Origin of the sequence: Exiguobacterium sp. B2(2022) (assembly GCF_028823655.1) — a bacterium.
GTDB classification, from domain to species: Bacteria; Bacillota; Bacilli; order Exiguobacteriales; family Exiguobacteriaceae; genus Exiguobacterium; species Exiguobacterium aestuarii_A.
In genome coordinates, this window is sequence record NZ_JAPEHX010000045.1 from 1 (window position 1) to 26502 (window position 26502).

Sequence of the window (26502 nt, forward strand, 5' to 3'; positions counted from 1 at the left end):
ACACGGTCGCGATGAGCGTCAATACGAGCATGATCCCGAACGCCAACGCAATCAGCTTCCAATCCCCGCTCGCGATACTGCTTCCGAGAAAATTATTCGCGAACGCCCCAGGAATCATACCGACAACGGTCGCAAACAGATACGCTGGTACTTTTACTTTTGCCAAACCGGAAGCATAGCTGACCAAATCGAAATTGACGAGCGGGATGAGACGTAGGATGAGTACATAAAAGAATCCGTCTTCTTCGATTTTGTGCTGAATGGCTTCATAGTTCTTCGATTCGAAGTGATGCAAGAAACGATCGCCGAAATAGATGGCCACATAATAAGCGACGAGAGCACTCAGTGTCGCCCCGATGACGGTATAGATGACACCCGGCAACATCCCGAACGCCAAACCGCCGGCGACCGATAAGACGGACGTCGGAAACAGGATGAGCGGACGAACAGTGAACAAGAGGATATACATCAAAGGGGCCAACCAACCGAATTGGATGATATAGTCCCGAATGTCTCCTGGACTTACATCAATCCATTGATAAAGGAACGTCGCTGTCCCGAACAGGAGTAGGACGAGAGCAATCATCCACTGTACCTTCCATTTTTTCATCGTCCCCCCTCCTTCCTATTTGGTTTTATTCCCGCAATCCGAGATGTCATCCATCTTTTTTCAGTCATCCCGATGTGGTACGGTTAGAGAAAGCAGAAGGAGGAAATCGATATGAACCTTGCAGATGCCCTAACATTAAAACACTTGCTCCATGAGCAAATCGATACATTGACCGAAGAGATTGAGCACGTGGCATTCATCTCGCTCGAAGTGAATGATTCCATTCCGACGATTCAGTCCCGCTCCCTTCAAGATATCGAGATGGAACTGGAGCACATTCGCCTGGACTTACGCCAGCTCGACCGTCTCATTCAAGAAGCGAACGTCCAAGCCGTCGTTGAAACGCATGACGGTCCGCTCCCGCTCGTAGAGGCAATCGAACTCGCCATTCAATTGCGTGTCCAAGCACGTCTTTATGAGAAATTGTCATTACGTCCGAAAAAGGAATACGTGCACGGGGTTTCCGTGATCAAACACGCCTTATATGACCCGGAGCTATATCGCTTGAAAGCACGCGATATTAAGAAACGGGCCATTCGAATCGAAAGTGCCATCCAGGCCGTCCGCTATCAGACCGATATTGACTTTGATGCTTCACGATATATGTAAAAAAGCGAAGGGATTCCTTCGCTTTTTTTATATATGGTCATGGTGATTGTGGTGGATATCATGCTGGTTCGATGAAGAAGAACGGTGACGTGGTGGAGCCTCATCCGCAAATTTTTCCCCGTCTAAAATACCGAGACGCTTGTATTGACGGTCGAGCCGCTCTTTCGTCTCCTCGCGAACGGATCTTGACTCCATCACCAATTGATAGCACCCGAGTGCTACTCGGAACGGTTCCATCCGTGTCCGTTCAATCGAGAAAGAGTCGACACCCCGTAAGTAGTCTGCCAATCGCTCGGCCGTATCATCGTCCGGATCATCGGCGAGCTGCGAAGCGAATTGCTGTAAGTCTTTCAACGTGCTCGATGTTTTGGAATGCTGAAAAATCGTTTTAACGAACGCAAAAATAATCAGACCAAAAATAACCATGAACACGATAGGAAATATAGACACAATCCCGGTAAAGAATGAGTCCCCCATGGAGTCACTAAACGGATCTCCGCCAAATCCAAACACTGTCATTTCAAACTCCCCCTTTTTCTTTATGTACGTTCATTCAGTCGAATCGGTTTCATCAAAAAACCGCGATCATTCGACCGCGGTATCCATTCAACTGTTCAATTGTTTCTCCATCATGATACGCGGCTCGCCGTCTTCGGTGTAGGCGCCCATGATGTCATATCCGCAAAGGAGATTCAAAATGATGACCCCTTTGTTCGTATTGCGCGCTTTCGTACGAATCGAATGAAAACCTTGCGCTTCGACCCACTCAAGTTGCGTGTCCATCAGCTTGCGACCAATGCCATGCTTTTGAAAGTCTGGGTGTACGCCGCCCGCCCAGCTATAAAACCGATAAGGCTCTGCCTCATAACCGATTTTAAAGCCAACTAGCTGATCTTCAGAGAAAGCCAGCAGCACTAACGGATTGGCGTGTCGATACAGGCGCTCTTTAAATCGCAGCTGATCGAGGTCACCGTATAACGTGCGGTACAGCCGGAAAAAGTCCTCTTCAAAATCTTTAAAGTTGTTCGTCACATCTTTTACGATAAATGAACTCGTCGTACTCATCGTGCCATCCCCTTTCAGTTTCTGGACAAAGATTCCGTACGTCTGTTCTTTTCGCCGTTCATTCTGAATTTCCTGTCTCCCGTTCGAAAGCTGTGACACCTTTTTGTTTATATAGTCCGAGCGTACGCTTCGGTAAGCTCTTGACCATCCAGTCTTTGAAGATGCGCGCTTGATCTTCGACAGGCAGTTCATAGCCATCCGTCACGATATGACGTGACCGTGTCGTGACATCATACAAAGAGATCGCAGCCGCCACCGAGATATTCAAACTTTGTACGTATCCTTGCATCGGAATGACAAAGTTCCCGTCCGCCTTGTTGAGCGCCGCCTCAGAGACGCCACTATGTTCGTTCCCGAATAGAAGAACCGTCGGCTTCGACACATCCACTTCTTCGAGCGGGATTGCCTCTTCACTTAACGCCGTCGCATATACTTGGTAACCATTTTCTTTTAGAGCATCAATCGCTTCTTCAATCGATCCGTGCTCCACGACGTCCACCCAGCGATCTGCGCTTTTGGCGATAATCGAGTTCGGTTTGAACTTTGCCCGTCCCTCGACGACATGCAACGTTTGTACCCCGAACGCATCGGCTGAACGCAACACGGCGGATTGGTTGTGCGGATCGTCCACACCTTCCGTCAAAATCGTGATATGGTTCGTTCGTGTATTCAACACTTCATACATCCGTTTGATGCGGTCTGGCATGAGCATTTCATACAGAGGAAGATCGTCCTCCTGCAATACACCCTTCTGTAATAACTCTTCTTTTAATTCAATCTGCTCGTCCTTCGTCAAAGCAGATGTGGTCTGTCTCCAACCCATCTTTCTCGCTCCCTTCAACCTATCATATTGTAGCTAGATTCGATTCGACTGACAAGTTCACCTAACATCTACCATTCTCGATTCAAAAAATGAAAACGAATGAAAATAGCGAAAACGGTTGCATGAATTTATGCAATCGATTACAATCATTTATGCAAGCGATTGCACTATTGGCAAACACAAAAATAGATAAAACTCCCTCACAGGAAGGAAGCGTATAGCATGAAACAATTGATCTCATTCGATTTCTGGCAAAAACTCGGTAAGGCCTTGATGGTCGTCATCGCCGTTATGCCAGCTGCCGGTTTAATGATTTCCATCGGTAAATTGATTGGAATGTCAGCCGGAGATGTCGGTATTTTACTAACAACAGCTCGCATCATTGAAGATTTAGGTTGGGGCATCATCGTCAACTTACATATCCTCTTCGCAGTCGCGATTGGTGGTTCGTGGGCAAAAGATCGTGCAGGTGGTGCGTTCGCAGCACTTCTCGCCTTCATCTTGATCAACCGTGTCACAGGTGCCATCTTCGGTGTTAACGGTGCCATGCTTCAAGATCCAGAAGCGACAATCGAGTCACTCTTCGGTGCAAACCTTGTCGTCGCTGACTACTTCACATCTGTACTCGGCTCACCTGCCCTCAACATGGGTGTGTTCGTCGGGATCATCGCCGGTTTCCTTGGTGGTGCACTATACAACCGTTTCTACAACTTCAACAAATTGCCGAACGCCCTCTCGTTCTTCAACGGGAAGCGCTTCGTACCATTCGTCGTCATTCTTGGTTCAGTCGTTGCTGCCATCGTTCTATCGATTGTATGGCCAACAATCCAAGGTGCGCTCAACAGCTTTGGTGAGTGGATTGCTACATCACGTAACACGGCTCCAGTCCTCGCTCCGTTCATTTATGGTGCGCTCGAACGTCTCCTCTTGCCGTTCGGTTTACACCACATGCTCACTGTACCAATGAACTACACGGAACTTGGTGGAACGTACACGATTTTAACAGGCGCGACAGCTGGGTCAGTCGTTGCCGGACAAGACCCGCTCTGGTTGGCATGGGTAACAGACCTCGTCAACTTGCGTGCCGCTGGTGATACGGCTGCATACAACGCCCTTCTCGCTGATGTCGTTCCGGCCCGCTTCAAAGTCGGTCAAGTCATCTTGTCATTCGCTGCTTTGATCGGTGCCGCATATGCGATGTACCGTAACGTCGACGCTGAGAAGAAAGCACAATACAAGCCGATGTTCTTGTCAGCTGGACTCGCTGTCTTCTTGACAGGTGTCACAGAACCAATCGAGTTCATGTTCATGTTCGTCGCGCCAGTCCTTTATGTGGTTTACGCGCTTATGGCAGGTGCTGCATTCGCATTGGCAGATATCATCGACCTACGCGTCCATGCTTTCGGTGCGATTGAACTCTTGACGCGCATCCCGATGATTGTCAAAGCGGGACTACTTCAAGACTTGATCAACTTCGTTCTCGTCTCTGTAGCATTCTTCTTCCTCAACTTCGGTGTGTTCAATTTCTTCATCAAGAAGATGAACTTGCCGACACCAGGACGTAACGGAAACTACATGGAAGAGACGACAGAGAAGTCATCTGTGGCAGGTAACGAACAAGTCATGGGGATTATCGCCCTTCTTGGTGGGGAAGAAAACATTGAAGATGTCGATGCATGTATGACTCGTCTTCGTGTGACCGTTAAAGACGTCACACTCGTCTCTGACGAACAAGATTGGAAGAAAAATGGCGCTATGGGTCTCATCGTGAAAGACCGTGGAGTCCAAGCCATCTATGGCCCGAAAGCCGACGTATTGAAATCAGACATTCAAGACGTCATCGGTGCATAATCTACTGGCCAACTCGCTCAAGAGTTGGCCTTTTTTCTAAAGGAGGACTATCGTGAATATTTTAACGCTCAATTGTCACGCCTGGTTAGAAGACCGTCAACAAGAGAAGATTGACGCCATCGTCGAACGCATCGCGAGTGAAGAGTACGACCTCATCGCGCTTCAAGAAGTCAATCAACATAAAGAGGCCCCATTGATCTACAGGAACATCCGTGAGAACAACTTCGCACACGTCCTCGTCGAGCGTTTAAAAGAGTTGGACGTTCACTATCACATGACATGGGACTTTGCCCATTATGGGTACGATATTTATGAGGAAGGCGTCGCCATCCTGTCACGTGAACCGTTCCTATCAACAGAATCGTTCTTCGTATCGAAGACGACGGACCCCGACAACTACAAGTCTCGTAAGATCGTCAAAGCCGTGATTGCAGGCGCAGATGCTCCAACGACCATTTACTCGTGTCATCTCGGATGGTGGCATGATGAAGAAGAACCTGTGAAACATCAACTCGATGAACTGATTCGTCGCGTCGAGCATGACGACCATGCCCTTCTACTTGGCGACTTCAATAACGATGCCTTCATTCGAGGAGAAGGATATGATTACTTGATGGAGAATGGACTCCAAGATTTGTTCCATCTTGCAACAGAACGGGAAGGCGATGCGACGGTACAAGGGAAAATCGCCGGGTGGGACGAAAATAAAAAATCACTTCGCATTGATTTGATGTTAACGAATGCCCCGATTCATGTTTCTCGCCATGCGGTCGTCTTTGATGGTGAGAACGGACCGATTGTCTCCGACCACGCCGGTGTCGAAGCAACTGTGTTTTGGCGCTAATTCGCCTTTTTCTCCTTACTTGGGAGAAAAGGGTTTTTCTTTTGGAGAAAATCTTGTAACGTGATAGAAGACTGATGTCTAACTACTAATGAATGAGATAGAAAGAAGTGTTTGAATATGAAGACAAGCTCGCTCAGTCGAAGCGACTGGATTTTAGTATTATCCTTATCCTTATTAACCTTCGTTCTCGGAACGAGTGAATTTGTCATCGTTGGGATTTTGCCCGATATCGCAAACGGGTTATCCATTTCGATCGCGACGGCCGGGAGTCTCGTATCGGCATTCGCCATCAGTTTTGCCGTCGGCACACCAATCACCATGTCTTTGACGAGCCATCTTCCTAAACGCAAATTGATGCTTGGCCTGACGATTCTCTTCACTGTCCTGAACTTGTTGAGCAGCCTGGCACCGATGTATGAGTGGTTACTCCTCTTGCGTATGTTGACGGCCGTCGTCACAGGTGTCTTGATCTCACTTGCCATGCTTGTCGCCAGTGAAAGTGTCCCACCGACAAAGCGTGGGGTCGCCGTATCCTTTATTTTTGGTGGATTCACGATGGCGAACGTGTTCGGCGTTCCAATCGGGACATTCATCGGACAACAGGCAGGCTGGGAATCTACGTTTTGGTTAACGACTGCACTTGGTGCAGTCGCCTGGATTGCCATTTACCGCGTCTTGCCGAACCAATTGTCTCAAGAAAAGGCGTCACTTCGTGAACAACTGACATTGCTGACGAATCCACGCATCTTGATCGCCTTCCTGATTCCAGCGTTCGGTTTCGGGGCAACGTATGTCGTTTATACGTATCTCGTGCCGATTTTAAAAGATGTACTCGGTGTACCGGTCGCTTGGGTCAGTCCGATTTTATTCGCATACGGATTCATTTCGATTTTCAGTAATATCGCTGCCGGAAAGATCGCCAGTCACAATCCAATCGGACGCTTACGGTTCGTCTTTCTCGTCCAGGCGTTCGTCTTGGCCGCGCTATTCGTGACAACGTCGAATGTGACGCTCGGTCTTCTCAATATCGCACTCATGTCGTTCATGGCGATTTTATTGACGACATCGACTCAAATTTATTTGATTGATTTGGCAGAGAAGTTCAACCCGAACGCCAAAGGTCTCGCCTCGTCACTTATGCCCGTGGCGAGTAACGTCGGGATTGGACTTGGTTCCGCTCTCGGCGGTGTCGTCTATGCGACGAGCCCTATCATGACGCTCGCACTTGTCGGCGGTCTGGTCGCCCTCGTCACAGCCGGATTGACCGCAGTCAGTTATTCGCTCGACCAACGCTAAAACGTGTGCACCTTCATCGAGGTGCACACGTTTTTTATAACCATTCGAGAATCGCTGATAGGACTTCGTCCAATTGTTCTTTCGATGTGAGCGGGCTTTCCTGATCTCCTTTTTGTGGACCATACATTCCGAAGTTTGCATGATTCCCGCCTTCAATTTGTACGAATTGGCTATCTTCAGGGAGGTCGCTTCGACTCGCCTCGATGTCTTCTGGGACAGCCAATCCATCCAATTCACCGGAAATCGATAGTACACGTAAGTCGCTATCGACCATCGAACTGATCGGATACGAAGCGAGGAAAATGACACCCTCCACCAATTCTTGATGCTCCAGTGCATACCCCGATGCCGCAGAACCTCCGAGTGAATGACCGGCCACGATCCAGCGTTCAATCTCCGGATGTGCTTCGATGATTGGAGCTGCCGCATCGATATCTAAAATACCTAAATTGAGACGAAGCGACGGAATGGCGACAAAGACACCCTCTTCCGCTAATCGTGTTCCGTAATAGGCATACGCCTCTTTCTCGACTTTCGCCCCTGGATAAAGAATGACACCGACCTCACTCGTCGTATCTCCAAACTCGAGACGGTTGTCGACCACTTTCCCCTCTTCGGCATACTGTGTCGCTTCATCGGTCGGTCCATACGTGAACTGTGTCCAAATCAAAAAGCCTGCTACCGCGACAACAAGCAATCCTACGATTGAGAGTGCGGCCCACTTGAAGAATTTCTTCATTATATAGCCTCCATTTGCATCCACTTCCTCATAACGTTACACTAATAAGAAAAAGCATGATCAGGGGGACACCATGACCAGAAGTAATGTAACCACGACGATTCAGTGGTTTATTTTTATTTTAGCTACAAACATTGTACCACCACTCTCCATCGCCGCCTTGTTTGAACTATCACCAGATGAGACGATGACCTTCATATCCCGCTCACTCTTCATCTTCGCACTCTTTAGCATCATCCAGACGTTGCTCGGACATCGCCTCCCGATACTCGAAGGACCCGCCGGCATTTGGTGGGGCGTCTTCACCTTATACGCATCCATCGGACCCGCCTTATACGGCAGTCAACAAGAGACGTTGCAGGCACTTGGATTTATGTTGTTCTTAAGCGGTATCCTTGGCGTGTTGCTGACCGTCACCGGTATCTTAAGACGCATGCTTGCCCTGTTTACACCTCAAGTACTCGGTGTCTATATGATTTTACTCGTCCTCCAATTGTCAGGAGCCGTCATTAAAGGTGGCTTCGGGGTGACAGAAGACGGAATCAATATCGTCCAGGCCGTCGCAACGGCTGGTCTCGTCTTGTTTGCACTCACGCTTGAACAAAGTCGCTTTAAACAATATGGACTCGTCATGACGCTTTTCGTCGGGTTCGGTTTATTCCACTTGCTCGACCTTGGAAATCCAATCGTCCGCTCAGAATCGTTCTTCCTCGTACCGGAACTTCTTCCCTTCGGAAGTTGGGTGTGGGATTGGAACTTGTTGCCGACGGCTTTCGTTATCACCTTGCTTCTCATGACGAACGTCCTCGCGAACATCAAGTTGATCGAACGCATTGTCAGCTCTCGTGAAAAACGAGAAGTGAAAGGTAACGTTCCCGCGTCTGGTGTCGCCAGTGGGGTCAGTCAAATCGTGGCCGGTCTGTTCGGAACACCAGGTCCTGTCGCCATCTCAGGGACGGCCGGATTCCTCTCTTCGACGGAGAGCGTCCGACGCGCCCCTCATTTGATTGCCCACGCCCTCATGATGGGATTAGCACTCATCGGACCATTCGTCTCGTTGATTGCGAGCATCCCAGCCGCTGTCGGCTATGCGATCGTGACACCACTTATCGCAACGATGATCATCATCGGAATCAATGAGGCTGCCTTCGAATTAAAACAATCGACGGCTTCTCTTACGGTCGGTCTCCCGCTCGTCATCGGTGCCGGGGCGATGCTCTTGCCACCAGGTTCGATGAATGATTTGCCACCGCTCCTTGCGACCGTCTTCTCAAACGGACTCGTCCTCGGAACGATCGTCGCCTTGACGACAGCTATCTTAAGTAAAATCAAGGATTGAAAAAAAGAACTGGCCATAACGGTCAGTTCTTTTCACGTACATGCATATGATAACGGGCATCGTGCGGTAACACGGCGCCTTCTTCTTGTTCAAAATGCGCACGGTCTTTCCAGTATCGCACCCCCGACAACGTATCACGGTAAAGAGCACGCTGCAGTGCCTGTTTCGCCGTGACAGCGGTGCCGTCATCATTTTTCAACTCGAGCCCCATCAACTTATAGCCGATGGTTTGTCCGCCTCGACTCATTTGGCAGGCTTCCATCGCGTATGTGAGCAGTGTCGGTGTGACGACCGCATGCACGAACTCGCTCTTCACTTTCTTGCGCACGAGTTGTTCCACGCCATAGCTGACGAGCCCTGCGATGACACTGTCAATCAAGACCGCTTTCGTTCGTTTCTTCGTCAATGGGTTCATCGGCTCATCCTCTGCATCATCCCCGACGTCAACACTTCGATTCCTTCGCCTTCTTCAGACGCCATGATCAACGCACGTGCGACATGCAGCGCTTGAATCGGTGCGACTTCTGGTGCCTTTTCCACCAACAGCGACTGGAACGGGCGACTGATGACCTCAGCCGCTTTTTCCCCGAGTCGGAATGAATCACGTTCCCCGAGTAACAACGAAGGACGCGCGATAATCAGATGATGGAAGTTGAAGATGCGCAATCCGTTTTCAAGCTCCCCTTTTACCCGGTTGTAAAAGAAAGACGAACGTAACGATGCGCCTTGTGCCGATACGACCGCATAGCGTGTCGCACCGTGTGCCTTGGCGACACGAGCGACTTCAAGCGGCAACTCTAAATCGACTTGTTTGAACGCTTCTTGTGAACCAGCGACCGCGATCGTTGTGCCGAGTGCACAATAGACGTCATCGATGTGTGGGAGCGCCGCATCCATCTCCTCGAATCCGACGACCTCGTGTAGTTTCGGATGACTCCATCGCTTCGAGCGACGGACGACAATCCAGACCGCATCATAACGGTCACTCTCTAACAACTGTTCTACCAATTCGCGGCCAATCAAGCCTGTCGCGCCTACGACAAGTGCAGTTTTCCCCATTCGTGACTCCTCCTAGACTACTATTTCCTTCAGTCTAGCTGACTTGTCGTTCCTCGGCAATGATCGTCGTGGGACGGAAGCGGTCCATCATACGGAAAAATCCGTTCAATAGGAGCGCCGTGAACGAGCCTGCCACGATGGCACTGTCTGTGAACAATTGAAGCCATTCCGGCATATTGGCGACGATCGCCGGGTTAGCGGTGATGCCGAGTCCGACACCAATCGAGAGTGCGATGGTAATCAAGTTCTCGTTTTTCGAAAAATCAACCTGGCTCAGAATCCGAATACCGGAAGCGGCGACCGTTCCGAACATGACGAGCATCGCTCCACCTAAAACAGGCTTTGGAATCAATGTCGTGAATGTGGCGACTTTCGGAAGGAATCCGAGCAAGATGAGTAACCCACCTGTCCAGAAGATGACACGGCGCGATTTCACACCTGACAATTGAACGAGTCCGACATTTTGACTAAACGTCGTGTAAGGGAAGCTGTTGAAAATCCCTCCGAGAATCGTTGCGACACCTTCCGCACGATACCCTTTCGTCAATTCGTTCGCACCAATCGGCTTTTTCGTGATATCGCTGAGCGCCAAGAATACACCGGTCGATTCAATCATCGAGATAATGGCGACGAGCGTCATGACGAGGATGGCAGACACATCGAATGTCGGCATCCCAAAGTAGAACGGCTGGACCATTTGGAACCAACCCGCTTCCCGGACAGGACTGAAGTCCACGAGACCGAGCGAAGCAGCAACCCCTGTTCCGATGAGTACGGCAAAGAGGACAGCAGCGGCGCGTGTGAAGACAGTACCGACACGGTTCAAGATGAGAATGAGTAAAATCGTCAAACCACCTAATCCGAGATTCTGCATCGATGCGAATCCAGGCTCACCTGGCATCCCGCCACCGATGTCATTAATGGCGACCGGAATCAGTGAGAGACCGATGATCGTCACGACCGAACCGAGAACGACCGGCGGGAAGAAACGTGCGAGCTTCCCGACAAATCCCGAAATGAGGATGACGATGAACCCACTGGCAATCAAAGCGCCATAAATAGCCGTAATTCCATTTGCGCTTCCAATCGCAATCATCGGACCGACCGCCGTGAACGTACATCCGAGGACGACCGGCAATCCAACACCCGTAAAGCGTGTCGTCCATACTTGTAAAAGCGTTGCCACCCCACACATGAATAAATCAATTGCCACGAGATAGGCGAGCTCGGTCGGCCCAAGCCCGATGGCACCACCGACGATGAGCGGGACGATGGCTGCTCCCGTGTACATGGCGAGCAGATGCTGAAATCCGAGACTTGCCGTCTTAAATGTATTCATCGAACGACCTCCACGAATGAGATGTGGTCTTTCTCTAATTTCGCGATACGCGCTAGCGATTCGACGCGATAACCACGCTCCATCAGTTTATCGCGCCCTGGTTGGAACGATTTTTCGATGACGATGCCAACACCTGAAACTTCTGCACCTGCCGCTTCGACGAGTTGTGTCAGCCCAAGTGCCGCTTCCCCGTTCGCGAGGAAGTCATCGATGACGAGAACGCGTTCGCCTGGTAAGACGAAACGTCGGCTCAAGCTGATGCGGTTCGTCTCCTGTTTCGTGAACGAGTAGACATCCGCTTCGACGAGGTCGTCTTGGAGCGTCAGCGATTTCCGCTTACGCGCGAATACGAACGGGACGCCCATCTCAAGCGCCGTCATCATCGCTGGGGCAATCCCGCTCGATTCGAGTGTGACGATTCGGTCGATTTGAGCGTCTTTGAAACGCTCTGCGAACTCTTTGCCGATGGCTTGCATGAGTGCAGGATCGACTTGATGATTCAAGAAAGCGTCAACTTTCAACACTTGATCGGATAAGGCCCGACCCTCTTCACGGATTTTGTCTTCTAACTGCTTCATTGTTGTTCCCTCCAATAAAAAATGCGATTCGTCACCCCTCATCGGGAGGCAACGAACCGCATGGAAATCAACAACAGCATACGACAAGCGCCACCCGTAGTCGAACCATTTACGGTAGTTCGGTAGAGACTTGCGGACCATATTTCCGCTGATATACGAGTGCGAATCTATTTATATAAGATAAACTTTATTGTAGACGAGCTGACGAGAAATGCAATAGGTTGGAATCAAACGGTGAAATGTTCGATTTTTCTGAAACTGCTGTATACTGTATGTATTGGATATGAGAGAGGAGCTTTGCCCTTATGAAGTTATTCGTATTAGGCGCAACCGGTCGGACCGGACATCAATTCATCGACCAAGCCATCGAGCACGGTCATGACGTCACCGCGTTCGTACGTGAACAGAAAAAGTTGATTCGGACCCCACAACTTGAAATCATCGAAGGCGACTTATATGACATCGATGCGTTAACAGAAGCGATGCACGGTCATGATGCGGTCATCAGCTGTCTCGGAACGGATTTGAGCGATCCGGACTTTTTAGCGAGTGTCACGGACAAGCTCGTCCCCGCGATGAAGACGAACGGCATCTCTCGCGTCGTCTATTTAGCCTCAGCCGGGATCGACAATGAGATCCCGGGACTTGCAGGGAAAGCCATTACGTTCATGCTCCGGAAACCGCTCCGTGACCATCGGGCAGCCGTGGACTTATGGCGCAACTCGTCATTCGATTATACGATTGTGCGCCCGATGCAATTGACGGACGGTCCTCGCACCTCGACGTATCGTACGGCCATCGACGAGGTACCGGATAACGGGAAACACATCTCACGGGCAGATGTCGCCCAGTTCATGCTTCACGCCATCGAAGAGAATGAACACGTACGGGAGTCAGTCGGACTGGCGTACTAATTTGATTAGATTCATGCTACAATATCGGGTAGTTTACTTTGAAAGGAACGAAAACGAATTATGAGTATATTAACGGTACAAAACTTGAGCCACGGCTTTGGTGACCGCGCTATTTTGAACGATGTCTCTTTCCGCCTCTTAAAAGGGGAACACATCGGTCTCGTCGGAGCGAACGGTGAAGGAAAATCGACGTTCATGAACATCATCACACGCAAACTGCAACCGGATGAAGGGAAAATCGAATGGGCGAAAAATGTCCGTGTCGGTTACCTCGATCAACATGCGGTGCTCGAGCGCGGGATGACGATTCGCGACGTCTTGAAAGGTGCTTTCCAATACTTGATTGACATGGAGACGCGCATCGGCGAACTCTACATGGAGATGGGTGACGCGACACCTGAACAGATGGAAGACATGCTCGCTGAAGTCGGTGAACTTCAAGAGACGCTCGACTCGAACGACTTTTATATCATCGATGCGAAAGTAGAAGAAGTCGCACGCGGTCTCGGTATTTTAGATGTCGGTCTCGACCGGGACGTCACGGATTTGTCAGGTGGGCAACGTACGAAAGTATTGCTTGCGAAGTTGCTTCTCGAAAAGCCAGATATCTTGCTCCTCGATGAGCCGACCAACTATTTGGATGAAGTGCATATCGAGTGGTTGAAACGCTACCTCCAAAACTATGACAATGCCTTCATCTTGATCTCACACGATATCCCGTTCTTAAATAGCGTCATCAACTTGGTCTACCATATGGAAAACCAAGAGTTGAACCACGCTCGCAACTTGAAGCCGCTTATAAGCGTCAACAAGCCGAGATTGCTGACTTGAAAGACTTCGTCGCACGGAACAAGGCACGCGTCTCGACACGAAACATGGCGATGTCACGTCAGAAGAAACTCGATAAGATGGATGTCATCGAATTGAGTGCGGAGCGTCCGAAACCGGAATTCCGCTTCCTGCAGGCCCGTACATCGGGACGCCTCATCTTTGATGCGAAAGGTCTCGTCATCGGATACGACGAGCCGCTCTCACGTCCGCTCGACCTTCAGATGGAACGCGGTCAAAAGATCGCCCTCGTCGGAGCAAACGGAATCGGGAAGACGACGCTCTTAAAGAGCTTGCTCGGATTGATCAATCCGCTTGAAGGAACCGTCGAACGTGGTGAGTTCCTCGAAATGGGTTACTTCGAACAAGAAGCAGCAACGAGCAACAACACATGTATCGAAGAGATTTGGAGCGAGTTCCCGTCACTCAACCAACAACAAGTACGCGCGATGCTCGCGAAGTGCGGACTCATGACGAAACACATCGAAAGTAAGATTTCCGTCCTCAGTGGTGGTGAAAAAGCGAAAGTTCGTCTTTGTAAACTTCTCAACAACGAGACAAACCTTCTCTTACTCGATGAGCCGACGAACCACTTGGACGTCGACGCGAAGGAAGAGTTGAAGCGTGCGTTGAAAGAGTACAAAGGAAGTGTCCTCCTCATCAGTCACGAACCAGAATTCTATGAAGATATCGTCACAGACGTCTGGAACTGTGAGTCGTGGACAACGAAAGTATTTTAATTCAGTAAAGGACGTGTCGTATGGCGACTCCAATTCAAACGAATGAACGGATTATTTTGTATGACATTATCCGAGGGTTTGCCCTCTGCGGCATTTTCTTCGTCAATATCCCGAGTATGCTCGGGAGCGACTGGATGTTCGGTCGTCCCGATTATTATGGTAGCGACTTGTTTGTCCGCACGCTCTTTGACTTGTTCGTGCAGACGAAGTTTTATACGATTTTCTCCCTCTTATTCGGGATCGGCTTTTCGATTTTCCTCGAGCGTTCTTACGCTCGTGGCGAATCGGTCAGTCGTTACATACGCCGTATTGCAATTCTTTTCTTATTCGGACTCGCACACTTGGCGATTTGGTCAGGTGATATCCTTCACACGTACGCGATGTGGGGCTTATTGCTTCCCCTTTTCTATAAGTTGAGCAACCGCGCCATTCTGACGTGGGCATGGGGTTTGCTGATTGGAAGTATCCTTCTGTTATACGGAACTTCCGCGTTGAGTGAATGGAGCATGGGTGGAAGCTATTATGGCGGCATCCCGTTCCCTGATGTATTCAATCAAGGGTTTGGTGCCTGGTTCGATTATCGATATTCTATCGAAATCTTTAATGCCTTCTCCAACTCGTTCGTTGTCGGTTTCGAGATCCTCAGTCTATTCTTATTCGGACTGTATATCGGACGTGAACGAAAACTTCTGACGTGGCGTCTAGAAAGCTTGATGCGTACGGCCATCATTTGCGCCGTCCTCGCCCTTCCATTCTTCGGCGTGATCATTTGGTATCATTACGGTGAAGGGTATGCATACTTCTGGCTAAACTTGTTCGCCGTCTTGATTTCCGGGAAGTTACTCGCCACGACTTACGTCTGTCTGTTCACAGTAGCCGTTCGTAAAGGTCGTACGTTCGCGCCGCTTCAAGCGCTCGGACGGATGGCACTCACGAATTATTTGACGCATACGCTGATCGTGTTCTTACCGGTGATCGCACTCGGTGCGTACGGGGCGCTCTCTTTAACCGAAGGGTTATTCCTCAGTATCGCAATCTTGATTGTCCAGGCGTTCTTCTCGATGTGGTGGCTAAAAAATCACCGTTACGGACCGTTTGAGAAGCTATGGCGTTTAGGGACATATGGAAGACAAACGAAATCATCCTAAGATCGGACTTCATTGTCCGGTCTTTTTTTGTACAGGTAGGAAATTCCAGATTCACATGCTATTCTGATGAAGGAAAACGCTTGCATGAATGAGGAGGAACGTATGTCACAGACAGCCATCGAGGTCCGCGATCTCGTGAAACACTATCAAATTTTAGAACGTGATGCCGGCTTAAAAGGCGCCATTAAAGCCCTATTTTCAAGAAAGTATCGCATCAAAGAAGCCGTGAAAGGAATCGACTTGTCCATCGCTCCAGGCGAACGCGTCGGATACATCGGTTTTAACGGTGCTGGAAAATCGACAACGATCAAAATGCTCGCCGGCGTCCTTCGTCCGGATGCCGGAGGTCCTGGAAAATCGACAACGATCAAAATGCTCGCCGGCGTCCTTCGTCCGGATGCCGGATCCGTCCGTGTCTTTGGCATCGATCCACACGAAAACCGAATCCAAAACGCCCGTCAAATCGGAGCGGTCTTTGGTCAGCGAACACAATTGTTTTGGGATATTCCTGTTCGGGAGTCATTCGACTTACTTCGGGAAATCTATGAAGTGCGGCGTTCAGAGTTCGAGGAAACCGTTGCCTGGTTTATCGAACAACTCCAGCTGGAATCACTTCTCGACGTGCCTGTCCGTCAATTATCACTCGGACAAAAAATGCGATGTGAGCTCGCAGCCGCCTTCTTGCACCGTCCTCGTGTCGTGTATTTGGATGAGCCGACAATCGGTCTCGATATTGACATTAAAGAGACGATTCGGGCGTTCATTCGGGAAATCAGTGATGCTTGGGGCACGACGGTCATTTTGACGACACATGATATGCAGGATATCGAAGAAGTGTGTGATCGAGTCATCGTCCTGGATGAGGGACGAATCATTTATGATGACCGCATTGAGACGCTCAAGCAGACGTTCAACAATGAACGCACCCTTGAAATCACACTCGACGAAGGAACGACATTCGTCATTCCGCCATCGGTGACAGGACTCATTACGGAACTCGCTTCAGAGACAGATTCGATTCAACTGGCATTTAACCATCATGAGATTTCAAGCGGACAGTTGATTCGTGAAATCGTGAACTGCAATCAAGTGAAAGACTTATCCGTTGTCGTACCGAAAATGGAGACGTTAATCCGAAATCTTTATCAGCCTGAGGTGAGCGCATGAGGCTTCAAAAATATGTGGCACTCGCCGTCTCACAAATCAAAGTCGATATGGCCTATACGGCTTGGTACTGGGCGAGCATGTTCTCGGTGACGATGCGCCTGTTCATTTTATATTTCTTTTGGCAGGCTGTTTACGAAAATAAGACCGATGTATCAGGCATCTCGCTTTCGATGATGTTGACGTATGCAGTACTTGCAACGATGCTCGATCAATTCCGTGGCGGTGCCGGACGTGAACTTGCTCACCTCATCAAACATGGTGGTGTCGCCGTCGAACTGCTCCGCCCTTATCATTTACTGGATAAGTTACTCGCTCAAGATATCGGGACGAAAACGTCGACATTTTTCCGGTCGACGTTGCCTCTCCTCGTCATTGCGATGCTGTTTATCGGGGTTGACCCTCCGACGTCCCTCGAGAGTGTGTTCGCCTTCTCAATCAGCGTCGTACTCGCGATTCTACTTGCGACACTAATTGATTTACTCGTCGGCGTGTTGTCCTTTTATACGGTAAACGTATGGGGACTTTCCGTTTTACAGGAGGCGATCATTACGATTATGTCCGGGGCAATCATCCCGCTGACACTCTTCCCTGACTGGTTCCAGACAATCAGCTTGTATTTACCGTTCGCCTCACTCGTCTATGTACCTGTCGCCATCTATACAGGTGGGATTGATGCATCTGCTATATGGTCGTCGATTTTGATTCAAGTCGCTTGGGTCGGGACCTTCTTTCTATTTGTGCGACTCTTATTCGCGTATGCGGTTCGGAAAGTGACGGTGTTTGGCGGATGAAACGATATGCGAAACTATATTGGCTCTATGCCAAAAATCACTTCAAAGTGATGATGGAATATCGGATGGACTTCTTGATTGGCGTGTTATCGGTCTTCGGTCAACAATTTGCCGCCCTCTTCTTTTTATCGATTGTCTTCCAACACATCGAATCGCTGAACGGTTGGGGCTTTTACGAGATTTTGTTCATCTATGGCATCGCGTTTTTAGGTCGGGCTGTCCATCATATCTTTTTTGATAACCTTTGGACGATTGGCTGGCAGTACATCCGTACGGGAAACTTGGACCGTATTCTCATGCGTCCCGTGAATCCGCTGTTCCAAATCGTCGCGGAGCGGGTTCAACAAGACGGATTCGGTCAACTCTTGATTGGGGGGAGCGTACTCTGGCTCGCCTCGAACGAACTCGGGATGTCGTGGAGTATGATGGATATCCTAGTCCTAATCGTCATGGTCCTCGCGAGCGGGATGATTTATATCGCGGTCAACTTATTCTTTGCGACGTTCTCGTTTTGGATGATCGACAGTTTGCCCGTCGTGTTCGCCGTATTCAGTTTGAGTGATTTCGCCCGTTACCCGATGACGATTTACTCGAAGGTGATCATGTTCGTCTTAACGTACATTATCCCGTTCGGCTTCACGGCATTTTATCCGGCGATGTACTTCTTTGAAGGACGTGGGTTCACCATGTTTGCACTAGCAACCCCGCTTGTCGCAATCCTCTCACTCGTCATCGCCTATCGATTTTGGTTGTTTGGACTGCGCGCTTTTGCAAGTACAGGTTCTTAATAAGGAAAGGGTGAGTGGATGAAGATTGTTCAACAGTGGAATCAGGAAGATCGCGAATACATTCGACAGCGATTGATTGAATATAATGCATCTCAATTACCGGATGAAGTGAAGCACCCCGTCGAACATGTGAGTTTCATCGTTCGAGATGACGACGATCAGATTGTCGGTGGGGTGACTGGTACGGTATTTTGGTACACGATGCACATTCATTTCTTATGGGTGGACGAACAGCTTCGGGGAGAAGGATATGGAACGAAATTAATGAAGCGTATTGAACAGTGCGCCATCGAGCATCAGTGCGGTCTCATACAACTTGACACGTTCAGTTTCCAGGCACCTGACTTTTATATCGGACTCGGTTATGAAGTCGTTGGGGTAATCGAGCACCACGCGACAGTAGAGCATCAACAATATTATTTGAAAAAAACTCTTCTCAAACAAAATTAAAACTGCAGACGAATGAACGTCTGCAGTTCCGCTCGAGGCCAAGGCTTCGGGTTTTTATTTTGTCGCCGCTTCAGTTAAAACTGGCACGATTTGCTTCTTACGCGAGACGACGCCCGGAAGTGTCGCCAATCCGTTTTGGAGCGTCACATTGAACGCTTGTTCGAAAAGTTCTGGTTTTGGTCCGACGACAATCGCTTCTGAGTCGTTCGTCAAAATGTTCGTGATGGCGAAGACGAACAAGTCTAAGTTTTTCGCCGCAACCGTGTTCGCGATTGCCGCTTCAACTTCCTCTTTACGGTTCAAGACATCATTCGCATCGACCGTGTTCACTTGCGCGATCTCAACACGATAGTCACCCATTGCGAATTCTTTCGCATCGAGTGAGATGAGCTCTTCAATCGTTTTTTGGCTAAGGTCTGCACCGGCTTTGAGCATCTCAAGCCCGTATGCTTCTGCATCGACGCCAGCAATCTCAGCAAGTTCTTTCGCTGCTTTGATATCCTCATCCGTGCATGTCGGCGATTTGAAGAGAAGTGAGTCCGAGATGATGGCTGAAAGCATCAAACCGGCCATGTCCGCTGCGATTTCGACACCGTGCTCTTTATACAACTTCAATAAAATTGTCGCTGTACATCCGACTGGCTCGGCACGATAGTAGAGCGGGTCTGCCGTTTGGAAGTTCGCGATGCGGTGGTGGTCGATGACTTCAAGGATTCGAACGTCTTCGATGCCGTCTGCACTTTGCTGGAACTCGTTGTGGTCGACTAAGATGACTTCTTCTGCCTCACCTGTTACGCTTTCAATCAAACGTGGTGCCTTCACGCGGAAGTGATCGAGTGCGTATTGCGTTTCTCCGTTCACTTCACCGAGACGGACCGCTTCTGCGTCCATCCCTAATTTCTTTTTCAACTCCGCATAGGCGAGCGCTGATGTGATCGTATCGGTATCTGGATTTTTATGTCCGAAGACTAGTACTGTATTCATATCTCATTCTCCTCACTAAATAGTTTTCCCTTATCCATTATAACGTCCACGGCATTTCTTTCAATTCCCAAACAAAAAGAGCCGTGTCGGCTCTTATGATTGTTCGTCTTCATCTGTCTCTTCGAGGTCGGAATGATCTCCTTTTGAATCTTCTTCGTGGGAGATATCCGGTTGATCTCGTTTCAACTTCTCTTTTTCTTCTTGTTCACGCTTTTCTTTGTCTGACATATCGTGTCATCCTTTCGAAAATCCGACTTGTCATAATCTGTTCCCCAAGCCAGATTTCGTCAAACGACATTTCATCAAACGTAAACAAACTGAAACGTCAGGCTTGAACGAAGACGATTTCTTCTCCGCGAAGTTCGACTTTCACGTCTTGTCCTTGGAACAACCACTCATCTTGTTCCGCCACGACGAAACGAATGCCGTCTTCTTCGGTCTCAACAGCCGCATTGTTCACGTCTTCTGTGATGACTCCCACGGAGAAACCGTGCGTCAAGTCTGTCGAGCCCCCATATTTTGCAAACAAACGAACCGTTTGACCCGCTTCGACTTCCATTTCTTCTTTAAACCATTGGAGCGCTTCTTCTGTTACTTGAATCTTCATAACATTTCCTCCTCTCAACTACTTCTTTCATTCTAAACGTTTCAAAAGAGTCGAGCGAGGATGTTGCCTAAAGTGTCATTCCCGCTTGATAGCTGACGGTCATCCCGTGAATCTCTGGAATGGCTCCGTTCATCTCAGCGAGTGTCGTTTCGAACAGTTGACGACCAATCTGTTCATTCGGAGAAAGCATCGTCGACAGCCCGAACGCCCGACTAATCGGATGTCCGTCAAACCCTAGCATGGCAACTTCCTCAGGAATTGCGACGTGCCGTCGTTGCATCTCCCCTAAAAATCCAAGAGCAACATAATCAGACGAGAAAAAGAGCGCTCGAGGACGCTCTTTTTGAGAGAGGAACGTTTCTGCTAACCGAATACCGTCCTCACTCGTCAAATAACCGGTCCAAATCCATTGCTCACGCGCATGCGCTACTTCATCGAAATAGGCTTGCTGACGCGCAAGGGAGCTCGGACTATGGCTTCTTGACAAGATGATTCCAATCTCTTCATATCCATGCTCCTGTAGCACATGAATACCTGACACGAACGATGCATAATGGTCGACATGAATGGATGAGATCGTCTCCGGTGCGCCGACGGTCGCTACGGCAATCGGTCCGTATGCACGATACGTCTCCATTTCCTGAAAGGACATTTCGTGCGACAAGACGATCGCCCCATCGACTTCGCGATGCTTCAATAAATCGAGTGCTTGTCGCTCCTCACTCAGCTTATACTCCGTCTGCCACATGACGAGTCGATAATCGTGCTCGAGGGCCGCTTTTGCGAGCCCGTTGACGAAGAGACCGTAATACGGATGATCCATATAAGGTAAGATGACGACGACGCGTTGTGTTTTCCCCGTCGACAACGTCAACGCCTGTTGATTTCGCAAATACCCGAGCTCTTTCATCGCCGCATGGACACGGGTCCGTTTTTCCTTCGATACATACGGATGCTCGTTCAACACGCGCGAGACCGTCGTCACCGATACGTCGGCGTGCTTCGCGATATCTCGAATGTTTGCCATTCGCCCCACCTCAACTTGTCAGTCTTTGCATATAGTGTACCCACTCTGCTTGCTGACTGTCACCTCTTTCGACGACTTGACTTCGAATCGCTTGAACAAGACGGGAGCGTTCCTCTAACGGTAAATGAAGAAACTCTTCCTGGAAACGGGTACACAACATTTTTCCAAACGGCGTATACAACTGATTGATGACGAGTTCGTATACGATTCCACTGCACCATGTCTTCCACGTTGTCGGTTTCATATCGGTTCCCCTCCCTTTGTCTATACCGTATCTTCTGAAACGCGTTTCAGAGCAAGGTCTTTTTTGAAAAAAGTTTATTTCCGAACATTATTTATTTGTAACTTTCATTTTTTATGTTTTTTACTCAAAACAATTGACGGGAATCAAACATTTTTGTATAGTCATCAAGTTGATAACGTTAATTTATACATTTTTCTCAATTAATGTTCGGAAATAGACCGAAATAAGGAGTTTTATCGATGAATATTTTTCAACTGAAACAACATGGTACGAATGTTAAACAAGAAGTGACAGCCGGAATCACAACGTTCGTGACGATGGCGTATATCTCTGTCGTCAACCCGGCGATCCTTTCTGACGCAGGGATCCCGTTCGCTCAAGCTTTCACGGCGACAATCATTGCCATCCTCATCGGAACAGGCTTAATGGCATTTTATGCGAACTTACCGATTGCTGTGGCACCCGGGATGGGTCTCAACGCTTTCTTCGCTTACACGCTCGTCGCCCAAGAACAAATCGCACCATCCGCCGCACTCGGCGTCGTCTTCGTCTCGTCCGTCTTCTTTTTAATCCTGTCGCTTTCTCCGATTCGGACGAAACTGATTCAAGCGATCCCGACTTCGCTGAAACATGCGATCACGACCGGAATCGGTCTCTTCATCGCTTCGCTCGGATTGAAGTTATCGGGATTGATTGTCGCGGATGAGGCAAACTTGGTGCGTCTCGGTGACGTATCCTCACCAGAAGTGTTACTCGTACTCGGTGGTTTAATCGTCTCGGCACTTCTCTTCTCGAGAAATGTTCCAGGTTCTTTATTGATTGGGATGGTACTCACTGGAATCGTGGCTTACTTCATGGACATCTTACAAATCAACGGTGTTACGGCAATGCCGACACTTCCAGAAGGACTCATGGTCAACCCGGTAACAGCATTTAGTGATGTCATTCAATATGGATTATTCGGTGCCGTCCTCTCGTTCTTCCTCGTCACATTGTTCGATACGACAGGTACACTTGTCGGTGTCGGGAAACAAGCCGGTCTCTTAAAAGAAGACGGAACGATTGAAAATGGTCACCGTGCACTCTTTGCCGACTCGCTTGCCACAATGGGTGGTTCACTTGTCGGAACGAGCCCTTCGACGGCATACATCGAGTCTGCAGCCGGTGTCGCACAAGGTGGACGTACGGGCCTCACAACGGCCGTCGTCGCTGGTTTGTTCGGATTGACGCTCTTCTTTAGCCCGCTCATCGGTGCCATCTCTGGTGTCGCGGCAATCACAGCCCCTGCACTCATCATCGTCGGGGCGCTCATGTTGACGAACGTCCGTTATATCGACTGGAGCGACTTTAGCGAATACTTCCCGGCCTTCATGACGATTTTGATCATGCCGCTTTCAGGAAGCATTGAACGTGGGATCGCATTCGGGTTCATCTTGTACCCAATCTTCAAAGCGATGAACAAAGAAACGGTCCACCCGCTCATCTATTTGTTCGGCGCACTCTTCATCTTGGAAATGTTCTTCCTATAATTTAGACACAAGATCTTCGTCATATGACGAGGATCTTTTTCTGTTATACGTTCTTCCATCCTGTTTTATATCAGAAAAGAGATGAATATCTGTTCAGTGAGATGCGTTATCAATTAGACAGGATTTTACAAATAAATCAGTTTTTCTCTCCATTTTTCTGTCACTTTGCTACGTATTGTGAAATAATGACGTTGAAATCGCTATCATGAGAAGAAAGAAGGAATGGCTATGCCGAATGTAGCTTTATTCGTCACTTGTTTATCAGATACGTTGTTTCCATCCGTCGGACAAGCGACAGTCGAACTGCTCGAACATTTAGGGTGTGAGGTGACCTTCCCTTTTGAACAGACGTGTTGTGGGCAACCTGCTTATAACAGCGGCTATCATGAGGAAACGAAAAAGATCGCCAAGCACATGATTGAAACGTTCGAACAAGCAGATGCGGAATATATTGTCGGACCATCGGGGTCATGTGTCATGATGATGCGCGACTATCCACATTTGTTCCAAGGTGATCCGGTATGGGGTCCTCGGGCAGAGGCACATGCCGCCAAAACGTTTGAGCTGACACAGTTCATCGTCGATGTGCTCGAAGTCACTGATGTCGGCGCTAAATTCTCCGCCAAAGCGACCTATCATGCGTCTTGTCATATGACCCGCCTTCTCGGAATTGAAGCGGCACCTGGAAAGTTGCTAGGAAACGTCGATGGCTTGACGATGGTCCCCCTCGCGAACGTACATAACTGTTGCGGGTTCGGAGGGACGTTCTCTGTCAAGATGCCGGACGTTTCGGTGCAGATGGTGGATGAGAAAGTCGAATCGATTTTACAGTCCGGTGCAGACGTTTTGATCGGGGCGGATGCATCGTGTCTGATGAACATCGGCGGACGCCTTCATAAACAGGGACATCCGATTAAAGTGATGCATATTGCCGAAGTCTTGAACGAAGGAGTGAAGCAAGCATGAGCATGGGGATTCGGTTAGATGAGAAGTTTCAGGACCGTCGGAAGGACGGGATTGAGGATGCGTTCATGCGGCAAGCCGTCAGTTCGGCTCAAAACCGACTGCGGGATGGACGGTTGGATGCTGCGGGTGAACTCGGAGACTGGGAAGCGTTCCGCGACCACTCGGAAGAGATTCGTCAACACGTGCTCGAGCATCTCGACTATTACTTGTATCAATTGAGCGAGAATGTCTCAAAACGAGGTGGGAGCGTCTTCTTCGCAGAGACGCCAGAAGAAGCGAACCGTTACATTCGGGAAGTCGTTCGTTCGAAACAAGCCAAACATGTCGTGAAATCAAAATCGATGGTCACAGAAGAGATTGGATTAAACGAGGCGCTCCAGGAAGAAGGATGTACCGTCGTCGAGTCCGACCTTGGGGAATGGATTTTGCAACTCGACGAAGACCCACCGTCTCATATCGTCGCCCCTGCCCTGCACAAAGACCGCAACGCTGTCCATGAGACGTTCACCGCTCACGGCTATGCCGGTTCAAACGATCCGACTGAACTCGGGCGCTATGCACGAAAAGAACTACGAAAAGACTTTTTAAAGGCAGAAGTCGGCATCACCGGCTGTAATTTTGCCATTGCGGAGAGTGGAGCCGTCGGGCTTGTGACCAATGAAGGGAACGGGCGCATGGTGACGTCACTTCCTGACACGGTCATTTCTGTCATGGGGATGGAACGGGTTGTCCCTTCTTATGAAGAGTTCGAAGTACTCGTCAATATGCTTTGTCGAAGCGCGGTCGGTCAACGCCTCACGTCATACATCACGACATTCGCCGGGACGCGCGCGGTCGGTGAAGTCGATGGTCCTGAGGAATTCCACCTTGTCATCGTCGACAATAAGCGTTCTGGCATTCTCGGTACACAGTTCCAATCGGTCCTGCAATGCATCCGTTGTGCGGCCTGTATCAACGTCTGTCCTGTCTATCGTCACATCGGCGGTCATGCGTACGGTTCAATCTATCCTGGTCCGATTGGTGCCGTCTTAGCCCCACTCCTAGATGGTTACGAGAACTATAAAGAACTTCCTTATGCGTCGAGTCTTTGTGGTGCCTGTACAGAGGCATGCCCCGTGAAGATTCCGTTACACGAGCTGTTGATTGAACACCGCCGCGTCATCGTAGAGGAAAAGAAACAATCACCTTTCGTGGAACGGATTGCGATGAAAGGTTTTGCCGTCACAGCATCAAGTCCGTTCTTATTCGAAGCAGCGGAACATGTCGCACCGTTTGCGACATCACCGTTCGCCACATCCGGTCAAATCGAAAAAGGACTGCCGGCTTGGACGGACTCGAAAGACTTGCCTCAACCGAACAAACAAACTGTCCGAGATTGGTTCAAGAAACGGGGGAACGCCTGATGAATCCTGGTACAATTACAAACCGTGAAGACTTTTTACAACGCATCGCCAAACAGCTCGGGCGTGAGGTCGACCTCACCCCACCGAAACGCGAGTACAAACATCGCCCACAAGACGACGTGTTAAAAGATGCGAGCGAAAAAGAGCTACTCGAGACGTTTCGCATGGTCGCGACACGAATCCATACCGATTTGGTGGAATGTGAATCTGCGAATCTCGATGATACGCTCCGCCTCTTGATTGAACGTTACGAAGGAACACGGATCCTCGCGGAAAACGATGACCGAATTTCCGCTTGGGCCCCCTCCACGAGTGAGACGTTCGCATGGTGGGATTCGACAACGCCGGACACGAGCCGAGAGCTCGCCGCACATGCCGACATCGGCATCACGATCGCAGATGCAGCGTTTGCGGAAAGTGCAACAATCGTTCAATATGCGAAGCCTGGAAAATCACGGACAATCAGTCTGTTACCGCAAGACCATATTGCGATCATCCCGAAATCTGTCCTTGTTCCACGTATGACGCAAACGGCACAACAGCTTGCCGCACTCGATCGAGATGGTCTCCATTCCCCGAACGGCGTCAATTTCATCTCCGGTCCGTCGAACTCAGCCGACATCGAAATGAATCTGATTGTCGGTGTTCATGGTCCTGTTCGAGTCGCCTATGTGTTGGTACATGATTTATAAGTATAGCCCCTCCACCGATCGTGAACTGCTCCCCGTCAAGTAGACAGGGCAAATAATGAAAACCAAACTAGG

Annotated in this window: 29 protein-coding genes, 1 pseudogene and 1 riboswitch; of the genes and pseudogenes, 16 read left to right on the forward strand and 14 right to left on the reverse strand. The window is 49.4% G+C overall.

The features are described 5' to 3' along the window. The coding region (locus ON063_RS10105; protein WP_274665049.1) for a TVP38/TMEM64 family protein at nt 1-610 on the reverse strand (610 nt) is incomplete at its 3' end. Between the two features lie 111 nt (nt 611-721). Between ON063_RS10105 and ON063_RS10110 the strand changes: the two genes are divergently transcribed. Beyond that, the gene (locus ON063_RS10110; protein ID WP_274665050.1) at nt 722-1219 is read left to right on the forward strand and encodes a hypothetical protein; all 498 of its coding nucleotides are present in this window, start codon (nt 722-724) and stop codon (nt 1217-1219) included. Between the two features lie 27 nt (nt 1220-1246). On the opposite strand, the gene ON063_RS10115 is transcribed toward ON063_RS10110, so the two are convergent. From ON063_RS10115 to ON063_RS10125, 3 genes are all read right to left on the reverse strand, one after another. Further along, nucleotides 1247-1738 carry a hypothetical protein gene (locus tag ON063_RS10115; RefSeq protein WP_274665051.1) on the reverse strand — a complete coding sequence of 164 codons (492 nt, stop codon included), beginning with the start codon at nt 1736-1738 and terminating at the stop codon, nt 1247-1249. Between the two features lie 87 nt (nt 1739-1825). After that, nucleotides 1826-2284, reverse strand: coding sequence for a GNAT family N-acetyltransferase (locus ON063_RS10120; protein WP_274665052.1), 459 nt, complete (start codon nt 2282-2284; stop codon nt 1826-1828). Nucleotides 2285-2342: 58 nt separating this feature from the next. Then, on the reverse strand, nt 2343-3107 hold the full coding sequence (locus tag ON063_RS10125; protein WP_051829443.1) for a TrmH family RNA methyltransferase: 765 nt from the start codon (nt 3105-3107) through the stop codon (nt 2343-2345). Between the two features lie 222 nt (nt 3108-3329). Here ON063_RS10125 and ON063_RS10130 point away from each other — a divergent pair, with 222 nt between their 5' ends. From ON063_RS10130 to ON063_RS10140, 3 genes are all read left to right on the forward strand, one after another. Continuing rightward, nucleotides 3330-4958, forward strand: coding sequence for a PTS transporter subunit IIBC (locus ON063_RS10130; protein WP_214785592.1), 1629 nt, complete (start codon nt 3330-3332; stop codon nt 4956-4958). 52 nt (nt 4959-5010) lie between these two features. After that, the gene (locus ON063_RS10135; RefSeq protein WP_274665053.1) at nt 5011-5802 is read left to right on the forward strand and encodes an endonuclease/exonuclease/phosphatase family protein; all 792 of its coding nucleotides are present in this window, start codon (nt 5011-5013) and stop codon (nt 5800-5802) included. 117 nt (nt 5803-5919) lie between these two features. Beyond that, nucleotides 5920-7098 carry an MFS transporter gene (locus ON063_RS10140; protein WP_274665054.1) on the forward strand — a complete coding sequence of 393 codons (1179 nt, stop codon included), beginning with the start codon at nt 5920-5922 and terminating at the stop codon, nt 7096-7098. 34 nt (nt 7099-7132) lie between these two features. On the opposite strand, the gene ON063_RS10145 is transcribed toward ON063_RS10140, so the two are convergent. Beyond that, nucleotides 7133-7837, reverse strand: coding sequence for an alpha/beta hydrolase (locus ON063_RS10145; protein ID WP_214695853.1), 705 nt, complete (start codon nt 7835-7837; stop codon nt 7133-7135). Nucleotides 7838-7910: 73 nt separating this feature from the next. On the opposite strand from ON063_RS10145, the gene ON063_RS10150 reads away from it, so the two are divergent. Beyond that, on the forward strand, nt 7911-9176 hold the full coding sequence (locus ON063_RS10150; RefSeq protein ID WP_274665055.1) for a purine/pyrimidine permease: 1266 nt from the start codon (nt 7911-7913) through the stop codon (nt 9174-9176). A 22-nt stretch (nt 9177-9198) separates the two neighbouring features. Here ON063_RS10150 and ON063_RS10155 read toward each other — a convergent pair whose 3' ends face one another. From ON063_RS10155 to ON063_RS10170, 4 genes are read right to left on the reverse strand one after another with little or no spacing between them, the layout of a single operon-like run. Further along, nucleotides 9199-9591 (reverse strand): RDD family protein, encoded by a 393-nt coding sequence (locus tag ON063_RS10155; RefSeq protein WP_214876296.1) that lies wholly within the window; start codon nt 9589-9591, stop codon nt 9199-9201. Next, complete coding sequence (locus ON063_RS10160; RefSeq protein WP_274665056.1) at nt 9588-10235, reverse strand: NAD(P)H-binding protein; 648 nt, start codon at nt 10233-10235, stop codon at nt 9588-9590. Before ON063_RS10160 ends, ON063_RS10155 begins: the two co-directional genes overlap by 4 nt. 34 nt (nt 10236-10269) lie before the next feature. Beyond that, complete coding sequence (locus ON063_RS10165) at nt 10270-11574, reverse strand: nucleobase:cation symporter-2 family protein (RefSeq protein ID WP_274665057.1); 1305 nt, start codon at nt 11572-11574, stop codon at nt 10270-10272. Next, on the reverse strand, nt 11571-12152 hold the full coding sequence (locus ON063_RS10170; protein WP_274665058.1) for a xanthine phosphoribosyltransferase: 582 nt from the start codon (nt 12150-12152) through the stop codon (nt 11571-11573). Before ON063_RS10170 ends, ON063_RS10165 begins: the two co-directional genes overlap by 4 nt. A 77-nt stretch (nt 12153-12229) precedes the next feature. Continuing rightward, nucleotides 12230-12331, reverse strand: a riboswitch (purine riboswitch). 126 nt (nt 12332-12457) lie between these two features. Between ON063_RS10170 and ON063_RS10175 the strand changes: the two genes are divergently transcribed. From ON063_RS10175 to ON063_RS10205, 7 genes and pseudogenes are all read left to right on the forward strand, one after another. Continuing rightward, complete coding sequence (locus tag ON063_RS10175; RefSeq protein ID WP_214695843.1) at nt 12458-13066, forward strand: NAD(P)-dependent oxidoreductase; 609 nt, start codon at nt 12458-12460, stop codon at nt 13064-13066. A gap of 60 nt (nt 13067-13126) precedes the next feature. Then, a pseudogene (locus tag ON063_RS10180) lies at nt 13127-14634 on the forward strand (ABC-F family ATP-binding cassette domain-containing protein). Nucleotides 14635-14654: 20 nt separating this feature from the next. Continuing rightward, entirely contained in the window at nt 14655-15782 is a 1128-nt protein-coding gene (locus ON063_RS10185) for a DUF418 domain-containing protein (RefSeq protein ID WP_274665059.1), read from the forward strand. Between the two features lie 102 nt (nt 15783-15884). Further along, nucleotides 15885-16949: an ABC transporter ATP-binding protein gene (locus ON063_RS10190; RefSeq protein ID WP_274665060.1), complete on the forward strand. Its 1065-nt coding sequence runs from the start codon at nt 15885-15887 to the stop codon at nt 16947-16949. Then, the gene (locus ON063_RS10195) at nt 16946-17740 is read left to right on the forward strand and encodes an ABC transporter permease (protein ID WP_274665061.1); all 795 of its coding nucleotides are present in this window, start codon (nt 16946-16948) and stop codon (nt 17738-17740) included. Before ON063_RS10190 ends, ON063_RS10195 begins: the two co-directional genes overlap by 4 nt. Then, nucleotides 17737-18528, forward strand: a complete 792-nt coding sequence (locus tag ON063_RS10200) for an ABC transporter permease (protein ID WP_274665062.1) — start codon at nt 17737-17739, stop codon at nt 18526-18528. The genes ON063_RS10195 and ON063_RS10200 overlap by 4 nt, the downstream gene beginning before the upstream one ends. Nucleotides 18529-18546: 18 nt before the next feature. Then, entirely contained in the window at nt 18547-18978 is a 432-nt protein-coding gene (locus ON063_RS10205) for a GNAT family N-acetyltransferase (protein ID WP_274665063.1), read from the forward strand. A gap of 54 nt (nt 18979-19032) precedes the next feature. Here the strand turns inward: ON063_RS10205 and ON063_RS10210 are convergent, their stop codons facing one another. The 5 genes from ON063_RS10210 to ON063_RS10230 all read right to left on the reverse strand — a co-directional run bounded on the left by ON063_RS10210 (nt 19033) and on the right by ON063_RS10230 (nt 21840). Beyond that, the gene (locus ON063_RS10210) at nt 19033-19962 is read right to left on the reverse strand and encodes a manganese-dependent inorganic pyrophosphatase (RefSeq protein ID WP_274665064.1); all 930 of its coding nucleotides are present in this window, start codon (nt 19960-19962) and stop codon (nt 19033-19035) included. A gap of 93 nt (nt 19963-20055) precedes the next feature. Continuing rightward, a complete protein-coding gene (locus ON063_RS10215; RefSeq protein WP_256441184.1) occupies nt 20056-20190 on the reverse strand; it encodes a hypothetical protein in 135 nt (44 codons plus the stop codon). Nucleotides 20191-20287: 97 nt separating this feature from the next. Next, complete coding sequence (locus ON063_RS10220; protein ID WP_074034990.1) at nt 20288-20569, reverse strand: HesB/YadR/YfhF family protein; 282 nt, start codon at nt 20567-20569, stop codon at nt 20288-20290. 67 nt (nt 20570-20636) lie between these two features. Continuing rightward, nucleotides 20637-21596 (reverse strand): LacI family DNA-binding transcriptional regulator, encoded by a 960-nt coding sequence (locus ON063_RS10225; protein ID WP_274665065.1) that lies wholly within the window; start codon nt 21594-21596, stop codon nt 20637-20639. 10 nt (nt 21597-21606) lie between these two features. Next, nucleotides 21607-21840: a hypothetical protein gene (locus tag ON063_RS10230; protein WP_274665066.1), complete on the reverse strand. Its 234-nt coding sequence runs from the start codon at nt 21838-21840 to the stop codon at nt 21607-21609. Between the two features lie 245 nt (nt 21841-22085). Here ON063_RS10230 and ON063_RS10235 point away from each other — a divergent pair, with 245 nt between their 5' ends. The 4 genes from ON063_RS10235 (at nt 22086) to ON063_RS10250 (ending at nt 26430) form a co-directional block, all read left to right on the forward strand. Beyond that, nucleotides 22086-23369 carry an NCS2 family permease gene (locus ON063_RS10235; RefSeq protein WP_224863196.1) on the forward strand — a complete coding sequence of 428 codons (1284 nt, stop codon included), beginning with the start codon at nt 22086-22088 and terminating at the stop codon, nt 23367-23369. A gap of 228 nt (nt 23370-23597) precedes the next feature. After that, nucleotides 23598-24335 carry a (Fe-S)-binding protein gene (locus ON063_RS10240; RefSeq protein WP_214695834.1) on the forward strand — a complete coding sequence of 246 codons (738 nt, stop codon included), beginning with the start codon at nt 23598-23600 and terminating at the stop codon, nt 24333-24335. A gap of 2 nt (nt 24336-24337) precedes the next feature. Further along, entirely contained in the window at nt 24338-25738 is a 1401-nt protein-coding gene (locus ON063_RS10245; RefSeq protein WP_274665068.1) for a LutB/LldF family L-lactate oxidation iron-sulfur protein, read from the forward strand. Then, a complete protein-coding gene (locus ON063_RS10250; RefSeq protein WP_274665067.1) occupies nt 25738-26430 on the forward strand; it encodes a LutC/YkgG family protein in 693 nt (230 codons plus the stop codon). Before ON063_RS10245 ends, ON063_RS10250 begins: the two co-directional genes overlap by 1 nt. Nucleotides 26431-26502 lie beyond the last annotated feature (72 nt).

What these genes read in the sequence shown, in the direction of transcription:
- ON063_RS10195 (WP_274665061.1), top strand. Translation starts at nt 16,946, where the DNA reads ATGAGGCTTCAAAAATATGTGGCACTCGCCGTCTCACAAATCAAAGTC.
- ON063_RS10185 (WP_274665059.1), top strand. Translation starts at nt 14,655, where the DNA reads ATGGCGACTCCAATTCAAACGAATGAACGGATTATTTTGTATGACATT.
- ON063_RS10130 (WP_214785592.1), top strand. Translation starts at nt 3,330, where the DNA reads ATGAAACAATTGATCTCATTCGATTTCTGGCAAAAACTCGGTAAGGCC.
- ON063_RS10245 (WP_274665068.1), top strand. Translation starts at nt 24,338, where the DNA reads ATGGGGATTCGGTTAGATGAGAAGTTTCAGGACCGTCGGAAGGACGGG.
- ON063_RS10160 (WP_274665056.1), bottom strand. Translation starts at nt 10,235, where the DNA reads ATGGGGAAAACTGCACTTGTCGTAGGCGCGACAGGCTTGATTGGCCGC.
- ON063_RS10110 (WP_274665050.1), top strand. Translation starts at nt 722, where the DNA reads ATGAACCTTGCAGATGCCCTAACATTAAAACACTTGCTCCATGAGCAA.
- ON063_RS10230 (WP_274665066.1), bottom strand. Translation starts at nt 21,840, where the DNA reads ATGAAACCGACAACGTGGAAGACATGGTGCAGTGGAATCGTATACGAA.
- ON063_RS10200 (WP_274665062.1), top strand. Translation starts at nt 17,737, where the DNA reads ATGAAACGATATGCGAAACTATATTGGCTCTATGCCAAAAATCACTTC.
- ON063_RS10150 (WP_274665055.1), top strand. Translation starts at nt 7,911, where the DNA reads ATGACCAGAAGTAATGTAACCACGACGATTCAGTGGTTTATTTTTATT.
- ON063_RS10120 (WP_274665052.1), bottom strand. Translation starts at nt 2,284, where the DNA reads ATGAGTACGACGAGTTCATTTATCGTAAAAGATGTGACGAACAACTTT.
- ON063_RS10175 (WP_214695843.1), top strand. Translation starts at nt 12,458, where the DNA reads ATGAAGTTATTCGTATTAGGCGCAACCGGTCGGACCGGACATCAATTC.
- ON063_RS10155 (WP_214876296.1), bottom strand. Translation starts at nt 9,591, where the DNA reads ATGAACCCATTGACGAAGAAACGAACGAAAGCGGTCTTGATTGACAGT.
- ON063_RS10240 (WP_214695834.1), top strand. Translation starts at nt 23,598, where the DNA reads ATGCCGAATGTAGCTTTATTCGTCACTTGTTTATCAGATACGTTGTTT.
- ON063_RS10125 (WP_051829443.1), bottom strand. Translation starts at nt 3,107, where the DNA reads ATGGGTTGGAGACAGACCACATCTGCTTTGACGAAGGACGAGCAGATT.
- ON063_RS10225 (WP_274665065.1), bottom strand. Translation starts at nt 21,596, where the DNA reads ATGGCAAACATTCGAGATATCGCGAAGCACGCCGACGTATCGGTGACG.
- ON063_RS10190 (WP_274665060.1), top strand. Translation starts at nt 15,885, where the DNA reads ATGTCACAGACAGCCATCGAGGTCCGCGATCTCGTGAAACACTATCAA.
- ON063_RS10170 (WP_274665058.1), bottom strand. Translation starts at nt 12,152, where the DNA reads ATGAAGCAGTTAGAAGACAAAATCCGTGAAGAGGGTCGGGCCTTATCC.
- ON063_RS10140 (WP_274665054.1), top strand. Translation starts at nt 5,920, where the DNA reads ATGAAGACAAGCTCGCTCAGTCGAAGCGACTGGATTTTAGTATTATCC.
- ON063_RS10165 (WP_274665057.1), bottom strand. Translation starts at nt 11,574, where the DNA reads ATGAATACATTTAAGACGGCAAGTCTCGGATTTCAGCATCTGCTCGCC.
- ON063_RS10215 (WP_256441184.1), bottom strand. Translation starts at nt 20,190, where the DNA reads ATGTCAGACAAAGAAAAGCGTGAACAAGAAGAAAAAGAGAAGTTGAAA.
- ON063_RS10145 (WP_214695853.1), bottom strand. Translation starts at nt 7,837, where the DNA reads ATGAAGAAATTCTTCAAGTGGGCCGCACTCTCAATCGTAGGATTGCTT.
- ON063_RS10250 (WP_274665067.1), top strand. Translation starts at nt 25,738, where the DNA reads ATGAATCCTGGTACAATTACAAACCGTGAAGACTTTTTACAACGCATC.
- ON063_RS10210 (WP_274665064.1), bottom strand. Translation starts at nt 19,962, where the DNA reads ATGAATACAGTACTAGTCTTCGGACATAAAAATCCAGATACCGATACG.
- ON063_RS10220 (WP_074034990.1), bottom strand. Translation starts at nt 20,569, where the DNA reads ATGAAGATTCAAGTAACAGAAGAAGCGCTCCAATGGTTTAAAGAAGAA.
- ON063_RS10205 (WP_274665063.1), top strand. Translation starts at nt 18,547, where the DNA reads ATGAAGATTGTTCAACAGTGGAATCAGGAAGATCGCGAATACATTCGA.
- ON063_RS10115 (WP_274665051.1), bottom strand. Translation starts at nt 1,738, where the DNA reads ATGACAGTGTTTGGATTTGGCGGAGATCCGTTTAGTGACTCCATGGGG.